Origin of the sequence: Mycobacterium sp. 48b, assembly GCF_048282725.1 — a bacterium.
In the GTDB taxonomy this organism is placed as follows: Bacteria; Actinomycetota; Actinomycetes; order Mycobacteriales; family Mycobacteriaceae; genus Mycobacterium.
This window is the reverse complement of sequence record NZ_JBLVUL010000001.1, coordinates 4852224-4869726: the sequence shown is the minus strand read 5'-3', so window position 1 is coordinate 4869726 and position 17503 is coordinate 4852224. Positions and strand designations below refer to the sequence as shown.

Below are 17503 nucleotides of genomic sequence, written 5' to 3'. Positions count from 1 at the left end.
GGTCTCCTCGTTCGGTTCGGGTCGGTGTCACGGTTCGAATGGCACCTGCGCCGAGATGAACTTCCCGCGGTAGGTGGTGCTGAGGTACTGCGCTGTCTCCTTGCCTTCCAGTGCGTGTGCGAGTGCGGACACCCGCGCATCGCCCGCCAGCCTGGCCGGCGCCACCAGGACACGGGAGTACGGATTGCCGGGTCCGGGCTCGATGGCCAAAGCGTCTGTGGCGGCGACGAGTCCGATGGACGACGCGGTGGTCGGGTCCAGGACCACCGCGTCGTAGTTGTGATAGATGTCCTCGGCGTATTCGGTGAAGTCGATCCCACGGATGGCCAGATGTCGTTGCGAATCCAGCACATTGGCGTCGGAAACGGACAGATCGGCCACTGACAGCCCGCCGAACGGGCGGTCGAGTTTCACCAGGTCGACGGTCTGCAACAGGTACAGGCTGCGCGCGAACCCGGCCTTGGTCTCCGGTACGGCCACCTCGGCACCGTGCGGCAGACTCGTGCCGGTGATCGTGTCCGCCACCAGGTTCGAGTTGACCCAGTCCTCGGTGGGCTTGAGATCCTTCCACTTCGACGAGTACAGGGCGTATGGGGCTACGTCGACCTTGGACACGATGCTCAGGGTGCTGTGGTCGTCGGCCTGCTGATTGCCGAGGAAAGCGGGTTGCGTCTGATAGAAGGCGAGGTCGGCCTTGCCTTCTGCCACCTGGGCATTGGCGTCGGCGGCCGCATCCACCAATTCCAGTCTCAGGTCACCGGCGAGATGGTTCTTCGTCACGTACTCCAACACATCGCGGTAGCCTTCGCCGCCCACCTGGATTCGCAGAACTTCGCTTGAGGCATTCTCGGGGTACGCGACCGGCACATCGTCCGAGCAGCCTGACATCGCCGCGGCGATCGATACCGCGGCGAACACAGTTGAAACTTTGCGTACCAATGTCATTGAACCTCCTACAGCACCTGGTAGAAGAACGACGCCAGCTTCGGTCCGTTGCCGTTGTCGAATCGGACGGTGACCTTCCATCGTCCCGGCGCGGGCACGATGAGTCCGGCGCTCCGCCACGTCACTGCGTCGCCGGTGGTCCGGTGCTGCGAGAGCTCCACCGGCAGCCGTGCGACATTGGCCTGGGCTGAGGACAATTCGAGACCCACCTGGGCGTCGGGCGAACCGTCGGGGTCGCGGACCGTGACGACCTGGCTGCCGCGCCGGACCGTGTCGATATCGACGTCGAGCACGTCGGGCCCGCCGAAATCCAGTCGAATGGCCACGTTCGTGGTGTAACTGGCGCGAGCCGGCGTCAGTGACGACAGCGACGATGTCACCCCGACGATCAACAGGGCCAGCAGGGTCTCGACGAGCACGGCCCGGCTCGGAATATGCGTGCGCGCAGCGCGGTAGACGATGTACCCGGCGACGGCCGTCGCCGCCACCAGGCTGATCTTGACCAGGAGCGTGACCCCGTATGACGTGGTGGTCAATGCGGCGAGCGGGCGGATCTGCAGCACGGCCAGGACCACGCCCGCGGCGCCCGCCAACCCCACATGCGCGACGGCGACCCGGTGCCAGCGCTGCGGAACAGATCTGCGCACCAGGGCGATCATGGTCATCCCGCCCAACCACACGGCGACCGCGTAGATGTGGACGAAGGTGAACACGGACGACCAGACGGATGAGCCGCCGTGCCCTCCCAAGGTGACCGCGGAGATCGCGACTGCGGCCTGTACGAGCCCGAGGACCGCCGGACGGAACAACGCCGCCAGGCTGAGGACTACCGCGATCAGCAGGACGGTCCCGAACGGCGTGCGAGCGACCGTTGTCGCCGCCTCCCCTGAGATGTCGGCGACGGACCCGGACTGCTCGACGGCCAGTATGAAGAGCCTGCCGAGCAAGCCCAGAATCAGCAGGGCCGCCCCGATCCGGTAGACGGTCCGGAACCGTTGTGTTCCCAGGGTGTCCGGCCACGCCCAGCGGGCAGCCAACAGCACGCCCGCCGATCCGATCGTGCCCAGGTACACCACGGCCTTGACCGGCAGAAGCACTGCCCGGTCCACTGCCGAAGCACTACCGACCTGCGACCACTGCCCCTGTTCGGTGACCGAGCCGACCGTGAATCGTATCGAGAGCGACACGACATGGGTGTCGGCGGAGACCACCCTGGCGGTCGCCAGATAAGCACCGTCGGGCAGCTTCTCGTTCAGCGGCAACACGATCCGTTGTCGTCCGGCCTCCAGGTGTTGACCCGCCAGTGGGTACCGCGTGCCGTCGACGTCGATCAACTGGGCCGACCCGTCGACAAGCGTGACGGGCTCGTCGAGATCGAAGGTCAACACGGCCGGGGAGGTCTCCAGGCGTGTGCCGTCGGCCGGCGCGCTGGATACGACGGTGGCGTGAGCGGCGGCCGGGGCCGCCGTCCACAGCAGGCCTGCGGCTGCGGCGGCGATCATCATGAGCCCCCACAGCGCGGCGCGTGTCCGCGGCACACCCCTAGGACCTGCGCCGCAGCGCGACGGCCAGGGCAGCGGAACTCCCGAGCGCGAGTACGAGAGCGACGACCGAGGTCGCGCGCCACAGCCACGAGTCGCCGTCCGCCGATTCGGCTGCTACCAGCGCGGGTGCGCCGTGGCCGTCATGCGCGTGGCCCGCTTCCGCCGCTCCCAAGGTCACGACCGGTGCCGGATGTTCGGGTTCACTGTCCTTGTCGACGGCGATCTCGTTCCACGACACCACCGAACCGTCGCTGTAGGACTGATCCGAAAGGAGCGAGACGGTTTCCGCGTTCTCGGGCCACGGACCCGCGGAGAACGCGAACTCACCGTACTCCGTGGGTTTGATTCCGCCGGCCTTGTCGATCGCGCGCCAGGTGATCCGGGACACCCGTTGGCCGTCGCCGGTTGGCTCGGTCTCCACATCCGCCGTCCACCCGGGAATCGGCAACGTGCGGGCCGAGGTCAGCTCGATGTTGTCGGGCACGGTCACGGTCACGCCGATCGTGGATGCCCGCTCGGATTCGGTCGGCACGATGAGCCGCACGATTCCGTAGCCGCCCCGCGGAGGTTGCTGTCCTTCGTCCACCCGGACATGGGCGGCCGCTGGTGCCGCCGTGACGATGATGCCCGTCACCGCGGCAGCGGTAACACCAAACATGCGAAGGAATTTCGAGGTCATGGTCATTGCGATCTAGTCCCAGTTCTCGGCGATAAGGCGATAGGACGCGCTGCGGTCCTCAGGGGCGTAGACGATGGTGCTCACCAGAAGCTCGTCGGCGGACACGCTGTCGGTCAGGGCGCGCAGCTTGTCGACCACGAATCCCGGGGAACCGGCGAAACTCAACGCACGGGAGTCGGCGAACTTCTGGCTGTCCGGCTCGATGAACCCGCCGCCGGTGACCGGTTCGGACGGCAGATAGGTTCCACGGGCCCGCAGACTGGCCAGTGTCCGCAGATACGTTTCCTCCAAACGCGCTCCCAACTCATCGGTTTCAGCCGCTATGGCGTGTGCGGATACGCCGACGTAGGGGGAGTCCAGCCGCTTGGACGGCTGGAAATCGTCCCGGTATCGCTGCACCGTGCCGACGATGTCGTTCTTGACGCTGTGCGCATTGACGAAGAGCGGAAGACCGTACTTGGCGGCAATGGTCGCACTCCAGCCTGATTCACCGCCGAACACGGCGAGCCCGAGATCCTCCTGATAGCCGGGGGAGACCCGGTACTCCTCGCCACCGACCACTGCGACCGGGCGCTCAAGGTAGTTGAGGATCTCGCGGATGCGCGACTCGTCGTCAGGCACCGTGAGTGGAGCGTTGGACAGATATCCGAGCAACTCGAACAGGAAGTCACTGCCGTTGGCCGCCACGGCGATATCGCCGTCCTGACTCCCCGGGTGCGCCGTGACCGCCGTCAGGATCTCGCTGATCTCCCGGTAGGGTGCCGACTTGCCGTAGCCCTGCTTGGAACGGCCGAGTCCGAGCACCACCCGGCCCGGTGCCACCGCAGCCAGCGAACCGAACTCCTCGGCAACTTCCAGGCTGGTGTGAAACGGCAGCACTGTCGCTGCCGAACCCAGCTTGATCCGGTTGGTGGCCTGGATGACGAGGGCGATCAGGATCGCCGGCGCCGACGAGGCTCGGCCCTGGTCCAGGTGATGTTCGGCGAACCAGTACGAGGCATACCCGAGATCTTCCACCTCGCGGGCGAGTTGGACGCTGCTGCGGATCGCGGCGCCGCTGCTCGTCCCCCTCGGGACAGGCACCTGATCGAGTACCGATAGTTGTGTCATATGCCGCCCGTCTACTTGTTGGTAAGACCGAGTTGCCAGGCAGTCAAGCGCTTTTCGACCCCGGCGAGCAGGAGGTTGAGGGTGACACCGATGATGCCGAGCACCACGATTCCCGAATACATCGCCGCGATTTGATAACTCTCCTGGCTGGATCGGATGTAGATGCCGATTCCTTCTGTAGCACCGAGGTATTCGGCTGCCACCAAGGCGGTGAAGGCGTAGGACGCCGCGAGCCGCACTCCTGGGAAGATGTTCGGGACGGAGGCCGGTAGTACCACCCGGGTGAAGATGTAGACGCGTCCGGCCCCGAGCGTGCGCGCCGCGTTGAGCAGAATCTTCTCGACTCCCTTGACGGCATTCACGGTGCTGATGAAGACCGGCCAGAACGCCGCCCACGTGACGATTGCCACCTTGGACTGTTCGCCGATGCCGAAGAACAGCAGGAACACCGGGAACAACGCCAGGATCGACAGGCTGCGAAAGAACAGCAGGACCGGGTCGAATGCCTTCTCCAGCACTCGGACCGAGCCCACCAGGATGCCGAGAACCACGCCGAGTCCGGTCCCGATCAGGAAGCCTGACAGACCGCGGCGCAAGCTGGGCCATACCTGTTGGCGCAGATCACCCCCGGCGGCCAGTCCGTCGGCGAGCTTGCTCAGCACGGTGTGCGGCGGTGTCAGGAACTTCGGGTCGAGCACCCCGGTGGCGGTTGCCGACCACCAGGCGAACACCACCAGCGTGATGCCGACAGCCCCGTAGAGATACTTGTCGTACTTGGCCAGCCGTGCACGCCACAGGGGAGTTCGCGGGGACGCGCCGGGGGCAGGCTCGACGGTCGGTCTCGGCTGTCCGGCTGTGGGAGTAGCCGCTTCAGTTGTTACCAACTTCGACCTCCTCCTTGAGGATCTGCGCCACCTGACCACGGACACGGCCGAATTCCGCGCTGGCGCGGGAATCGTCGTCGCGTGGCCTCGGCAGGCTCACGTCGATGAGGTCTTTGACCGAACCCGGCCGTTTCGTCATCACCGCGATCCGGTCCGACAGAAAGATCGCCTCATCGATGGAGTGGGTGACGAACAGGATCGTCTTCTTGCGCGCACCCGACTCCCAGATCCGCAACAGTTCGTTCTGAAGGAACTCTCTGGTCTGGGCGTCCAACGCGGCAAACGGTTCGTCGAGGACGAGAACCTCGGGGTCGTAGGCCAACGATCGCGCGATCGCGACCCGTTGGCGCATACCACCGGAGAGACGATGGGGAAGGTGGTGCGCGAAGTTCTCCAGGCCAACGGTTTTGAGGATCCGCTGCGATGTCTTGTGGCGTTCGTCCGATGGAATGGACCGCACCTTCAGCCCGACTTCGACGTTCTTCTGTACCGACAACCACGGGAACAGGGCGTAGCTCTGAAAGACCACCCCGACGTTCTTGCTCACCCCGCGTACGGGTGAGCCGTCCAGCAGTAGCTCACCGCCGTCGTAGCTCTCCAGGCCCGCCAGGATGTTGAGGAAAGTGGACTTGCCACACCCGCTGGGGCCGAGCAATGCCAGGAATTCACCCTCACGGATGTCGAGGTCGAAGGTTCGCAGTACCTCGGTCACGGTCGGCGCGCCTTTGACGCCTTTGCCGATATGGGGGAACTCCTTGTGCAGGCCTCGGGCGCGGATCTTGACACCGGCGGTATCGGCGGGAGATTCGGCGATGCTTGCCTGGGGCATGTCAGATCTCCCCGTCGGTCAAGATCTCGGTGTTGTCGGCCTGGGAATCGATCAGGGCGGGAGATTTTGCGTACGGGTTGAATTCGTTGGTGGCGATGTCTTCCGGCTTGAGCTTGGATTCTTCGGGTGTGAGGGTTCCGACGCGTTCGGCCAGGCCCCACCAGAAACCGGTCTGTTCCTTGTCGAGGATCAGATTGTTCGCGTAGTAGTACTTGGTGATCTGCTCCTTGGGCAGACCGGTGAGCTTGGCGACGATGTCGCGGTACTCCTCGGGATGGGCGTTGCCCCAGTTGGCTACCTTGGCGAGAATCCCGATGAACTCCCGGGTCTGCTCGGGATATTTCCGGATGAACTTGCCGCTGGCACTGATCGGAGCGAGCCCACCGTCGTTTCCGGAATTGTTGAAGTCGGAGAATGCGACCTTGACGTCGGGATCGGTGCGCAGCACGCCGTTGAGCGGCGGATGGATCACCGCCAGATCCACACCGCCCTGCTGAAGTGACTGCGGCAGAAGGCTTTCGGACTGGGTCAGAAATTTGACCTTGCCGATGTCGACACCGTTCTTGACGAGGTAGTCCTTGAGGATGAACTCGGCGCAGCCCTTGAGCGAGGCCAGCCCGACCGTCTTTCCTTCCAACTGCTTGAGGTTGGTCTCGTCGAGATCGGAGTCCTTGCGTACGAAGTACTCCATGTGCGGCTCGTCCTTGGTCGTGTAGGTGCGCGAGGCGATGACCTTCAGGTCGACCCCGGCCGCCACGGCCGACAACGAGCGGTTGAACATGAACGACGCGAACGTGATGTCACCCGTCCCGAGCAGCGCGGGCAGCTGGCCGGAATCGACCGCACCCACATACTCGGGACGGATGCTGGCTTTGTCCCACAGGCCGAATTCGTCGGCGATCTTCACCAGCGACGGCGCCTTGGGATCTTCGGACCACTTGAAGTGGACCGGGTTGTTCGGGTCGGCGGGAACAACCTTGTCATCTTGCGCCAGGTCGGAGGAACCGCCCGATGAACACCCGGCGAACGTGGTCGCCGCGAAGGCCACCGCGATGAGGGTGACGGCACCGCGGCGGAATCGACTGGGTATCTTGCTCCGCGAATCGAGCATGAGGTACCTTCCCTCGGCTGACGGATTGCGTTGGTTCATGGTCAAGCGGATAGCGCTGCGCGACAAGGAATATCGGCTACCAGAACGGTTAAGCTCAGCTACATCGGGGATGGGACGCGGCGGGGCCGCGCGCAGGCCTGTTCGGTCAGACCGAAGCGGCGGCGGGAGTGCCGGAATCAGCCCCGAGCTTGGCGAGTGCGGCCGCGGCGTCCAGTGAACGCACTGGGCGGCCGACCCTGGCGTGTTCGGCGGTGACGCGTTGGATCAGCTCGTTGACAGGTGCCTGCTGACCGTGAAGGCGGGCCTGCAAGACGATTTCGCCGTTGAACCAGTCCGTTTCGACCTGGCTGTGCCCGCGGGCCACGCTCTGCCAGGTGGAGCTGAAGTAGTCGTCGTGCACCCGGCCCTGAAGCAGATCGCCACGACGTTGCGCGTCCTGTTCGGCGGTCACGAAAGGGATCCGGGCCGCTGTGAGGACCAGTTCGGCTTCGGTACGTGCGCGCGCGACCAGTTCGTCGGCCTGGGGGCCGGGACAGTACACGGCAGCCACACCGTTGCCGAGATTCGCGATCAGCTTGCGGTGCTTCCACGCCATCACATCGTCGCGGACCTGGGAATGGAAGCCGGCGGCACGCAGGGTCGCCGCAACGAGGTCCGCCTGCTGGTCGTGCCCGCTCGGGTAGGCGCCCAGGTCGAGAATTCCCGCAACCGGATAGCTTTGTTGTACAACGACTCCCGATTCCAGATGGGCGGCAGGGAGCATCACGGTGATGCCGTACACGTGAGCGAACCTCCGCAGCGCCGCAGCCTCGTTGGCCACTCCGTTCTGGGCGACGAACACCCGCGTCGCCGCGGGAGCGTGGGCGCTGAGATCATCCAGGGCCCTAGCGGTCTGGTGGCTCTTGACTGCCAGAATCACCACCGGGTCGTCGGACCAGTCGACCTGGCCGGCGTGGGCAGCGACTGACAGGTTCACGGTATCTGCGCCGGCCTGCGTGACCAGCGTGAGACCGCCGGCGCGGATCGCTTCGAGGTGCGCGCCGCGGGCCACTGCGGTCACCTCGAATCCGGCCAGTCGTAGCCGCGCGGCGATCACCCCGCCGATGGCCCCCACGCCGTACACCACCACCGGGCGGGTCAGAGTTGTCGCCATTGGGGAGCCTCGATTCTGGTTTGCTCAGTAGGCCAATGGCGCCGGATTGCGCAACAACGGCAGCAGTTGATCGCCAACCCGGGCGACCTCAGACTGGTAGGGAGTGTCGGACAGGACGAAATGCCGGATACCGAGGTCGGCATAGCGCGCGAGGGCGGCGGCGACCTCGGCGGCCGAACCGACCAGCCAAGTAGTGCCCGCGCCACCACCGCCGTAGCGGCCGGGGGTGGTGTACAGACATGAGTCGAGCACTTCACCACGATTCGTGAGGTCGAGCAGGCGCTGTTGCCCGACCGCGGGGCCCTGCCCGTACCCGTGTAGGTCCGGTTTGCCTGCGATGGACGCGATCTTGGCCTCGGCGGCGCGCCATGCCTCCGCGGAACTGTCCCGGATCAGGGTGGTCACCCGCAGTCCGAATTCCAGCGGGGGATGTGTCCGGCCGAGCTTGTCGGACAACGTTGTGAGCCGGTCGATCCGCTCTGCGATCCCGTCCAGGGGTTCACCCCAGAACAGTTGCACGTCGGCTTCGGCCGCGGCGACCTCCTCGGCCGCCGCAGAAGCTCCGCCGAAGTACAGCCTGGGGTGGCGTCCACGCTCGGCGCCGAATGTTCGCGGAGCCACGGTCGAATGCTCGACATGGAAGTGTTCACCGGAATAGGTGACGTCTTCGTCGCGCCAGAGTCGGCGCACCACCTGCAGGAATTCTCGGGTTCGGTCGTAGCGCCGGGACTTGTCGAACTCGCCGTCCCCGTAGGCCGCAAGATTGTCGGTGCCGCTGACGATGTTGATGAACAGACGACCGCCACTGAGCTGGTCGAGGGTGGCTGCCGCACTGGCGAAGTGGGCGGGGTGCCAATAGCCGGGTCGAACCGCGACCAGTGGGGTGAATGCCGTGGTCCGCGCGGCGACTGCGGTCGCCACGGTGAACGTGTCCGGTCGGCCCCACCCGGTGCCGATGAGTGCACCGCCCCAACCGTGTCGTTCGGCCCGCAGGGCCAGATCTACGGAATAGTCCAGGGTGCCCCAGCCCTCGATGGTGTCGTCTCCGCGGTGGCCGGGGTCGACGGTGTTCGGTATGTACCAGAGGAATTCGCGATCGGTCGCACTGAGTGGTTCCGCGGGGAGTGTCATCGGGGATCCCCGGCGGCGCTAAGGTCGGCCAGCACCAGATCGCGGGTGATCGCCTCGGCTAGGCGTGGAACCCCGATCCGCAGGCTCGGGATGTCGCCGACCGGTCGACCGAAACTGACGTTGGCGCCGATGCTGAACACGTGGATGTCGGCCAACCACGGTGCCGATCCCAGCTCCTTCTCGGCGAGCTGGTAGCCCGGGCCCAGATAGGGTGCCACGCCGAGGATCTCGTTCCCCAGCCCGGGCGGGGCGGGGTATACGTCCTGCCAGCGCGCGATGTAGGGCGCGATGGTGGCCAGTTCGGGACGGGTGGCCGGATCTTGCTGGTAGCCGGTGCCTGCGATGACGAAGTCGAATGTCCGCGCCCCGTCGCCCGCCTCGACCAGGACCCTGCCGTCCCGCTCGGACGCCGACGACCAGGGCGCCGAAACATGCAGGTGGTAGTTGGGAAAAGCGGCGGCGCGGGCAACAGAGTCTTCGGGCACGTTGGCCCCCTGCCGGGCCGCCCTGACCCGTTGCTCCCACCGTTCGGCATCGCTGAGCAGGTGAAACACGTCCTGAACCAGTGGATTGGGACGGTTGGCGAGATTGGCGACCACGACGGCAGGTCGGCGCGTGTACACATGCACCTCGGTCGCGCCGGCCTCCAGGGCGGTGGCGGCCGCATCGTAGGCCGACGCCGCCGCTCCGAGGACGGCAACGGTCTTCCCGCGCAGAGCATCGAAGTCGATCAGGTCCGCGGTGTGCGCCCACAGCCGGTTGGAGAGTCCCCGTAGCTCGGCGGGGATGTGCGGCCCTCCGGTGCCCGAGACGCCACCGGCCAGAACCAGCTTGCGAGTGTGCTCGGCCCAGCGGCGTCCGTCCTGCTCCAGGGTCAGCCGAAGGCCGGTGGTGCCGGGTGCGATGTCGGTGACCCGGATTCCCCGGCGTACCGCTATCCCGGTCTGCTCCCGAAACCAGCTCAGGTAGTCGGCCCAATCGGATGTCGGGATCCGATCGATGTCATCGAAAGCACTTGCGCCGCGGTTGCTTTCGTACCAGGCCCGGAAGCTGAGCGCAGGATTGCCGAGCTCGGGTCCCGAGATCGATTTGGCGGTCCGCAGGGTGCGCATCCTGGCCCGGGACTGCCAGGCCAGATCGGCATCCTGCTGACCGGAATCGATCACCGTCACATTGGCCACTCCCGCCCGCAACAGCGCATGCGCGGTGGTGATACCGCTCTGGCCGGCACCGATGATCGCCACATCGTGGTCCACGTCGTCGCGCGGTGCGATCCAGTTGTTGCCGTCGAGCCCGAGCAGGCGAAGAGACTCCCGGGCGGCGAGATCGGCCGTGGTGATGTCGAGGTCCTGAGTGGTCATCGAAGTGTCGCCTCCGTGAGCAGGTGAGAGTTGGCCGGCCGGGCCAACCCGTAGTGGCCGCGCAGCGTGGATGCGGTGTATTCGGTCCGGAACAGCCCGCGGGCCCGCAGGATCGGCACCACATGGTCGACGAACAGCTCAAGGCTGGACGGCAGTGTCGGCGGCATGATGTTGAAACCGTCGGCGACGCCACCGCGGAACCACGTCTCGATGGTGTCGGCCACCTGCTCAGGGGTGCCGGTGAACGTCCGGTGCCCGCGGCCCCCGCCGAGGCGGCCGATCAACTGGCGCACGGTGAGACGGTCGCGCCGGGCCAGTTCGACGATGAGCGTGTAGCGGCTCTTGGCACCCTCAATGGCGTCTTCGGACAGCAGTTCGTCGGGCAACTCGCGATCCAGATCCAGTTGTTCCAGCGGTATCCGCAGGGTCGAGGCGAGCTGTCGGTGCGCGTACTCCGGGACGATGGCCTCGTCGAGTTCACGGTCTTTGGCGGCGGCCTCGGCTTCGGTGCTGCCGATGACCGGGACGATGCCCGGCAGGATTTTGATCGTGTCCGGGTCGCGGCCGCCGGCGATGGTGCGAGCCTTGAGCTCGGTGTAGAACGCTCGCGCCTCCTCGAAGGTCTGTTGCGCGGTGAACACCGCCTCGGCGTAGCGGGCTGCCAGTGCCTTGCCGTCCTCGGACGAGCCGGCCTGAACCAGCAGGGGATAGCCCTGCGGGGACCGTGGGATGTTCAGCGGGCCCTCCACAGAGAAGTGCTCACCGCGGTGAGCGGGTGGGTGGATCTTTGATCGATCACCCCACACTCCGGCGGCCTTGTCCGCGATCACTGCGTCGTCTTGCCAACTGTCCCAGAGCTTCTGGGCGACCTCGACGAACTCGTCGGCGCGCGCATAGCGTGACGTGTGGTCAGGTAGCTCGTCGAGGCCGAAATTGCGGGCCGCGTCCACGGTGGCGGTGGTGACGATGTTCCAGCCCGCGCGCCCGCCGCTGACGTGATCCAGCGAAGCGAAGCGGCGGGCCAGGTTATAGGGCGAGTTGTACGAAGTTGACGCCGTGGCGATGAGTCCTATCCGTTCGGTGACCGCGACCAGCGCCGTCAACAACGTCAACGGCTCGAGCACCCCGAGCGGACGGCGGCCCACGTCGCCGTTGAGCTGCGGGCTGTCGGCCAGGAACAGTGAGTCGAAGGTGCCGCGTTCGGCGATCCTGGCCAGTTCGGCGTAGTGGTTGACGTCCGTCGCTGCGAACGGATTGCTTTCGGGCAGGCGCCACGACGCCTCATGGTGCCCCGTGCTCATGAGGAACGCGTTCAGGTGCAATTGACGAGCGCTCACCTACCTGGCCTCCTGGGTGTGTGCGAAACCTGTTGATGTATCAGGTCGCAACGTATCCGCACCGCCCGGATTAATCTGCAAACCCCCGCTACGGGAATGCTGAAGCCGAACTGCGACGTCCGGGCGTCACGATGCGACACCGAGCGATTCGGAGGGCTGTCCAGGTAGGGCCTCGTCTGCGATCGCCCGCAATATCCGCAGGATCAGCGCGATGTTCGGATCGCGCTGGCGCCCGGCGCGGACGACGGCGCTGATGGCCCGCCCGCCGAGCTCGATGCCTCCGACGAGCAGACTCTCCAGGTTGGCAGGAACCGACAGCCGGGGCACGATCGCCGACGCGATCTCGGTTGCCGCCAGCTCGCAGATGTTCTGGGCCCCGATCAGCCGGTGCTTGACCTGTGGCGTGAAACCGGCGCTCTCGCAGGCATGTATGGCGGCGATCCCCAGCCCCGAATTCTGCGGACCGGTAACCCAGAACCCATCGGCGAGCGCTGACAGGCCCTGCTTGCGGATTCTCAGATGAGAATGGGTGGGGGCCAACAGCACGAGCGGCTCGAACAACAGCGGCACGGTGGTCAGTCCGCCGGTCGATTCCGCGCCGAGGAAGTCGTACTGGCAGGTGATCGCGACGTCGACCTCGCCCTGGCGAAGTAACCGCAGCGCTGCTGCGCTCGTGTCCTGTTGGACCTGCACACGCAGGTTCGGCTCCTCGGTGCTGAGGCGCTGCATCAGGGGCACGGCCAGGGTCGGAATTCCCATGTTGAATGTGGCGATGGCGACCTGCCCGGACACCCGGTCCCGGGTTTCGGCCACCGCGCTCATGGCCTCGTCGACGGCGACGAGAACGCGGCGGACATGCTCGGCGAGGACCTGGCCGCTGCGGGTCAAACCGAGAGTCCGGCCGTCCCGTCGGAAGAGCACGGCTCCTGCTTCTTCTTCGAGCACACGAAGCTGTTGGGATACAGCAGAACTGGTGATGCTGCGCCGCTCGGCCACGGCGGTCACCGAGCCCAGGTCGGCCAGATCGGACAAGAGCATCATCCGGCGGAGGTCCAGCATCAGACACCCCCGGTACTGCGATGGGCGGCGGTAGGCAGGAGAGACATGGTGGACCTCATCAGCTCGGTACGAATATGCGGCTGACACCCCACGGACGGCAGCGGCGTCGATCGGTGATTGTCGATGGTGGCTGTAGGACAGCGCGACGAGCAGCGGCCCGAAGCTGCTTCAGCGACAACAGATCGCGCTACAGTCGCGCATGAGATCGACGTGTAGCGAAGTGGTGAGGTCCGTCGAATTCACAGAGTCGATGATGGCAGAAGGACCCGGGTGGACGCATCGGCGTTGCGCCCACCACGGGTCCTGACAATGGCCCTGAGCAGGGCTTTACACGGGACTGTCGGCAGGAATCACCGCGGTTGTAATTCCCGCGTCATCAAGGCGACGCTGGGCCTCGGCATACACATCGGCCGGCAGCGGACCACGGCGCGCGGCAACCGCGTTCTGTCGCACATGGTCCGGGTCGGCCGTCCCGGCGATGATTGTCGTAACCCCCGGAGTCGTGATCGCATACCGCAGCAGGAATCCCTGCTGGCTGTCCTGGTCGCGAAGCTCGTCGAGGCCGGTGTCGGCCCAGGTGACCGGACGTCCGTCGACAGTGGTCTTCTCGCGCTTGCCCGCCTGGGCCACACCGCCTCGCACGATGATGCCGAAGCCGCGCTCACCGGCGATCTGGATACGTGTCTCCAGATCGCGTTCGAGGGCCGAGAACGGCACCTGGAACGCCGAGAACTCTTCGATCTGCAGGTGATCGTCGATCTCGGGGAGCGTGGAGGACACTCCGAATGCCAGGATCTTGCCTTCCGCACGCAGCTCGGTCAGGGTCTCGACCGCACCGTCACGCCGTAGCACCTGCAGAGACGGGCTGATGTGCAGTTGCACCAGGTCTAGGCGGTCGGTGCGAAGCCGTCGCAGACTCTGCTCGACGCCGGCGCGGATGTTGGCCGGGGAGTAATCGTGTGGAAGCGGTCCAGGCGGGGCATCAGGGTGGAAGTCCAGCGGGCATCCCGCTTTGGAAGCCAGGAAGTACTCATCGCGCCGGGCACCGATATGCCGGCCGATGCGCTCCTCGCTGAGGGCGTAGTCCACCGAGGTATCGATGAAGTTGATGCCTTCGTCGAGCACGGTGTTGAGCACCTCTGCGGCCACCGACTCGTCCAGCGGCCTCGGATTACGGTGTGGTTCTCCGCGTAGTTCCATGGCTCCGAAACCGAGGACGGTCACCTGCGGTCCGCTGTCACCGAGCCGGCGCCGTTCCAGATCACTCACGTGTGTATGCCTCCCATGCGTTGTAGTCGTAAGCGATGGTGATTGCCCCCAAGGACCTCATCAAGGGCCGCACGCTACGCGATCCGTTAATCAGATCTGTCCGGTCGTGCCAGACATTAAGCGGCTCTGAACGGTTCCGGTAGCCAAAGACTGTTGTTCAAGCCAACCCGGACGCTGACGCTAACCATTGCGAGATCCGGCCCGCCGGCTCGCCAGCCCAACGCCGAGTCAAGACAAGGGAGTCAGCACATGACCGACCTCACCGAAAAAGTAAGGGAAAGTAGCCCTCTCGCCGACACCGGTCTGGACATCGTGCCGGTCGCCGGATACATCGGCGCCGAGGTCCGCGGTGTCGACCTGCGCGGCGAGCTGGAGGCCGGCGTCGTGGACGAGATCCGCAGTGCGCTGCACACCTACAAGGTGATCTTCTTCCGCGATCAGGAGATCGGCCATGCCGAACAGATCGCGTTCGCACGGAACTTCGGGAAGGTGACCCCGGCCCATCCGCACGAGGAGGAGCCGCCGGAGGGGTTCCCCGAGATCCTGCCGATCGACAGCCGTCGCTATGAGCGCCATCTGGGCCGCAAGCGCACCTCGTACGACAACAGCTGGCACACCGATGTCACGGCATTGGTGAACCCGCCCGCGGCGTCGATCCTGCGCGCGCACATTCTGCCGCCGTACGGCGGTGACACGGCGTGGACCAATCTCGTCGCGGCGTATGAGAACCTGCCCAAGGAACTGCGCGACTTCGCCGACAAGCTCGACATCAAGCACCAGTTCAACGCCCGTGCGGTGGCAGGCAGCCAGCGGGACCGCAAGGTGCGGGAGGCGAACCTGGTGACCTATCACCCCGCGGTCCGGGTACATCCGGTCACGGGGGAGCGTGCCCTGTTCGTCAGTCCCGGCTTCACCCGTGGTGCCCGCGAGATCCGGGGTTACTCGCCGACCCAGAGCGAGGCCATCCTCAAGCTGCTGTGGGACGAGGCGACCCGCACCGAGTACACGGTCCGGTTCCGTTGGGCTCCGGGCAGCATCGCGTTCTGGGACAACCGCGCCACCGCGCACCTGGCGATCGCCGACGCCGGCCACCTCGACTACGACCGGGTGCTCTACCGCGTCACCCTCGAGGGAGATGTCCCCGCCGGCGTCGACGGACGAGTCTCCGAGTCCGTTTCCGGTGAACCGTTTTTCGGATCCTGAAGAAAGAAGACAACTTATGACAGAGGCATCGACCGCGATCGAGCATCGCCGGCTGGGCACCGGCGGGCCGGAAGTGTCGGCAATCGGGCTGGGGTTCATGAGCTTTCGGACGTCCGCCGGCGCCGAGGATGAGAAGCAGGCGACCGAGTTGGTCGCCGAGGCGATCGATCTGGGCGTCACGTTGTTCGACACCGCCGACGTATACGGCCCCGAGTTCAGCGAGATCCTGCTCGGTAAGGCGATTCGGGGCCGGCGTGATGCGCTGACCATCGCCACGAAGTTCGGCAATGCGCTGGATCGTGACACCAACCCCGACGCGCGCGCCCTGGACGGTCGGCCCGAATACGTCCGCACCGCGATCGAGGGGTCGTTGCGCCGCCTCGGGGTGGAGCACATCGATCTGTACTACCAGCACCGCGTCGATCCCGAGGTGCCCATCGAAGACACCGTCGGGGCATTGGCGGAACTGGTCGCGGCGGGCAAGGTCCGCCATATCGGCCTTTCCGAACCCGGTCCGCAGACCCTGCGCCGCGCCCACGCGGTCCACCCGATCGCCGCGATCCAGAACGAATGGTCGTTGTTCACCAGGGATATCGAGGCCGATACCGTGCCGGTCGCCCGCGAACTCGGTATCGGCATCGTGCCCTACTCGCCGTTGGGCCGCGGTTGGCTGACCGGGCGGGTGCGCAGCGCCGAGGACGTCAAGGGGGTGCAGAGCCGTCATCCGCGTTTCGGCGCCGACGTGTTCGACCACAACCGCGCGCTGGCGGACACCGTGACCGAGATCGCGGCACAGATCGGTGTCCGGCCCAGCCAGGTCGCGCTGGCCTGGGTGCTCTCGCGGGGCCAGGACGTGGTGCCGATCCCGGGAACGCGCCATCGGGAGTTCCTGCGGGAGAACCTCGGCGCGCTGACGGTGGAGCTCGGCGCGGAACACCTGGGTCGACTGGAATCCATTGCCGATCAGGTCGGGGGCCACCGGTCGATCCGGCCGGAGCACCTGGGTGTCGAAGCTCCAGTGGCGGCGGCTTCGTGACCGTCATCGCCCGTTACGGCGACATCGACGCGGTGCTGGGGGTGCACAGCGAGACGCTGGCACTGCAGCTCGCGCATCGGTCGGTGCGCAAGTTCACCGCGGAACCGGTGACCGATGAGCAACTTTCGGCGCTGGTCGCCGCCGCCCAGTCGGCGGCGACCAGCTCGAATCTGCAGCCGTGGAGCGTGATCGCCATCCGTGATCCGCAGCGCAAGGCCCGGCTGGCGACGCTGGCCAACAACCAGCAGTTCATCAACGAGGCCCCGCTGTTCCTGGTCTGGGTGGCCGATCTGGGACGGGCCCGCCGGCTGGCGCAGCGGTCGGGGGCCGCGCTGGATGGCGCGGACTACCTGGAGACCACGATCATCGGTTTCGTCGACACCGCACTGGCCGCCCAGAACGCGGTGGTGGCCGCCGAATCATTGGAGCTGGGTGCGGTTTTCGTCGGCGCGATCCGCAACCACCCCGAAGAGGTGGCGGCCGAGCTGGGACTGCCGCCACACGCCGTGGCCACGTTCGGCCTCGCGGTCGGTACCCCGGACCCTACGGAGAACGCGGGAATCAAGCCGCGGTTGCCCCAGGACGCGGTGCTGCACCGGGAGCGGTACGACGCCGAGGCAGCGGATTCGCATCTGCCCGCCTACGACGAGCGGCTGGCGGTCTACAACAACCGCTACGGCCTGTCGGGCAGCTGGAGTGAGCGGGTGCTGAGCCGGCTGGCCGGCCCGCATTCGCTGTCCGGGCGGCACCGGCTGCGCGAGCAGCTGGAACGCCTCGGCTTGCCCTCGCGCTGACCGGGCGACACGCAACGAGCCGCTGAGCAGAAATGCTCAGCGGCTCGTTTCGCGTAGG

The 17503-nt window shown here is 66.1% G+C and carries 16 protein-coding genes; 3 read left to right on the top strand and 13 right to left on the bottom strand.

Annotated elements, in window-relative coordinates; translation table 11 throughout:
• Nucleotides 1-27: 27 nt before the first annotated feature.
• The 13 genes from ACNQR1_RS23730 to ACNQR1_RS23670 all read right to left on the bottom strand — a co-directional run bounded on the left by ACNQR1_RS23730 (nt 28) and on the right by ACNQR1_RS23670 (nt 14412).
• Nucleotides 28-945: a MetQ/NlpA family ABC transporter substrate-binding protein gene (locus ACNQR1_RS23730; RefSeq protein WP_418048137.1), complete on the bottom strand. Its 918-nt coding sequence runs from the start codon at nt 943-945 to the stop codon at nt 28-30.
• Between the two features lie 8 nt (nt 946-953).
• The gene (locus tag ACNQR1_RS23725; RefSeq protein WP_418048136.1) at nt 954-2483 is read right to left on the bottom strand and encodes a copper resistance CopC/CopD family protein; all 1530 of its coding nucleotides are present in this window, start codon (nt 2481-2483) and stop codon (nt 954-956) included.
• A 4-nt stretch (nt 2484-2487) separates the two neighbouring features.
• The gene (locus tag ACNQR1_RS23720) at nt 2488-3147 is read right to left on the bottom strand and encodes a YcnI family protein (RefSeq protein WP_418048135.1); all 660 of its coding nucleotides are present in this window, start codon (nt 3145-3147) and stop codon (nt 2488-2490) included.
• 33 nt (nt 3148-3180) lie between these two features.
• Entirely contained in the window at nt 3181-4278 is a 1098-nt protein-coding gene (locus ACNQR1_RS23715; RefSeq protein ID WP_418048134.1) for an LLM class flavin-dependent oxidoreductase, read from the bottom strand.
• Nucleotides 4279-4289: 11 nt separating this feature from the next.
• Complete coding sequence (locus ACNQR1_RS23710; RefSeq protein ID WP_418048133.1) at nt 4290-5162, bottom strand: ABC transporter permease; 873 nt, start codon at nt 5160-5162, stop codon at nt 4290-4292.
• On the bottom strand, nt 5149-5991 hold the full coding sequence (locus ACNQR1_RS23705; RefSeq protein ID WP_418048132.1) for an ABC transporter ATP-binding protein: 843 nt from the start codon (nt 5989-5991) through the stop codon (nt 5149-5151). The genes ACNQR1_RS23710 and ACNQR1_RS23705 overlap by 14 nt, the downstream gene beginning before the upstream one ends.
• A gap of 1 nt (nt 5992) precedes the next feature.
• Nucleotides 5993-7102: an ABC transporter substrate-binding protein gene (locus ACNQR1_RS23700; protein WP_418031288.1), complete on the bottom strand. Its 1110-nt coding sequence runs from the start codon at nt 7100-7102 to the stop codon at nt 5993-5995.
• Between the two features lie 145 nt (nt 7103-7247).
• Entirely contained in the window at nt 7248-8255 is a 1008-nt protein-coding gene (locus tag ACNQR1_RS23695) for a ketopantoate reductase family protein (protein WP_418048131.1), read from the bottom strand.
• Between the two features lie 24 nt (nt 8256-8279).
• Nucleotides 8280-9386, bottom strand: a complete 1107-nt coding sequence (locus ACNQR1_RS23690; protein ID WP_418048130.1) for an LLM class flavin-dependent oxidoreductase — start codon at nt 9384-9386, stop codon at nt 8280-8282.
• Nucleotides 9383-10747 carry an NAD(P)-binding domain-containing protein gene (locus ACNQR1_RS23685; protein WP_418048129.1) on the bottom strand — a complete coding sequence of 455 codons (1365 nt, stop codon included), beginning with the start codon at nt 10745-10747 and terminating at the stop codon, nt 9383-9385. The genes ACNQR1_RS23690 and ACNQR1_RS23685 overlap by 4 nt, the downstream gene beginning before the upstream one ends.
• Nucleotides 10744-12084, bottom strand: coding sequence for an LLM class flavin-dependent oxidoreductase (locus ACNQR1_RS23680; protein ID WP_418048128.1), 1341 nt, complete (start codon nt 12082-12084; stop codon nt 10744-10746). Before ACNQR1_RS23680 ends, ACNQR1_RS23685 begins: the two co-directional genes overlap by 4 nt.
• Nucleotides 12085-12210: 126 nt before the next feature.
• A complete protein-coding gene (locus ACNQR1_RS23675; RefSeq protein ID WP_409552120.1) occupies nt 12211-13143 on the bottom strand; it encodes a LysR family transcriptional regulator in 933 nt (310 codons plus the stop codon).
• A 327-nt stretch (nt 13144-13470) separates the two neighbouring features.
• The gene (locus tag ACNQR1_RS23670) at nt 13471-14412 is read right to left on the bottom strand and encodes an aldo/keto reductase (protein WP_418048127.1); all 942 of its coding nucleotides are present in this window, start codon (nt 14410-14412) and stop codon (nt 13471-13473) included.
• Nucleotides 14413-14661: 249 nt separating this feature from the next.
• On the opposite strand from ACNQR1_RS23670, the gene ACNQR1_RS23665 reads away from it, so the two are divergent.
• From ACNQR1_RS23665 to ACNQR1_RS23655, 3 genes are read left to right on the top strand one after another with little or no spacing between them, the layout of a single operon-like run.
• A complete protein-coding gene (locus tag ACNQR1_RS23665; protein ID WP_418048126.1) occupies nt 14662-15615 on the top strand; it encodes a TauD/TfdA dioxygenase family protein in 954 nt (317 codons plus the stop codon).
• Nucleotides 15616-15631: 16 nt separating this feature from the next.
• A complete protein-coding gene (locus tag ACNQR1_RS23660; protein ID WP_418048125.1) occupies nt 15632-16651 on the top strand; it encodes an aldo/keto reductase in 1020 nt (339 codons plus the stop codon).
• Entirely contained in the window at nt 16648-17445 is a 798-nt protein-coding gene (locus ACNQR1_RS23655) for an NADPH-dependent oxidoreductase (protein WP_418048124.1), read from the top strand. Before ACNQR1_RS23660 ends, ACNQR1_RS23655 begins: the two co-directional genes overlap by 4 nt.
• Nucleotides 17446-17503: the final 58 nt, after the last annotated feature.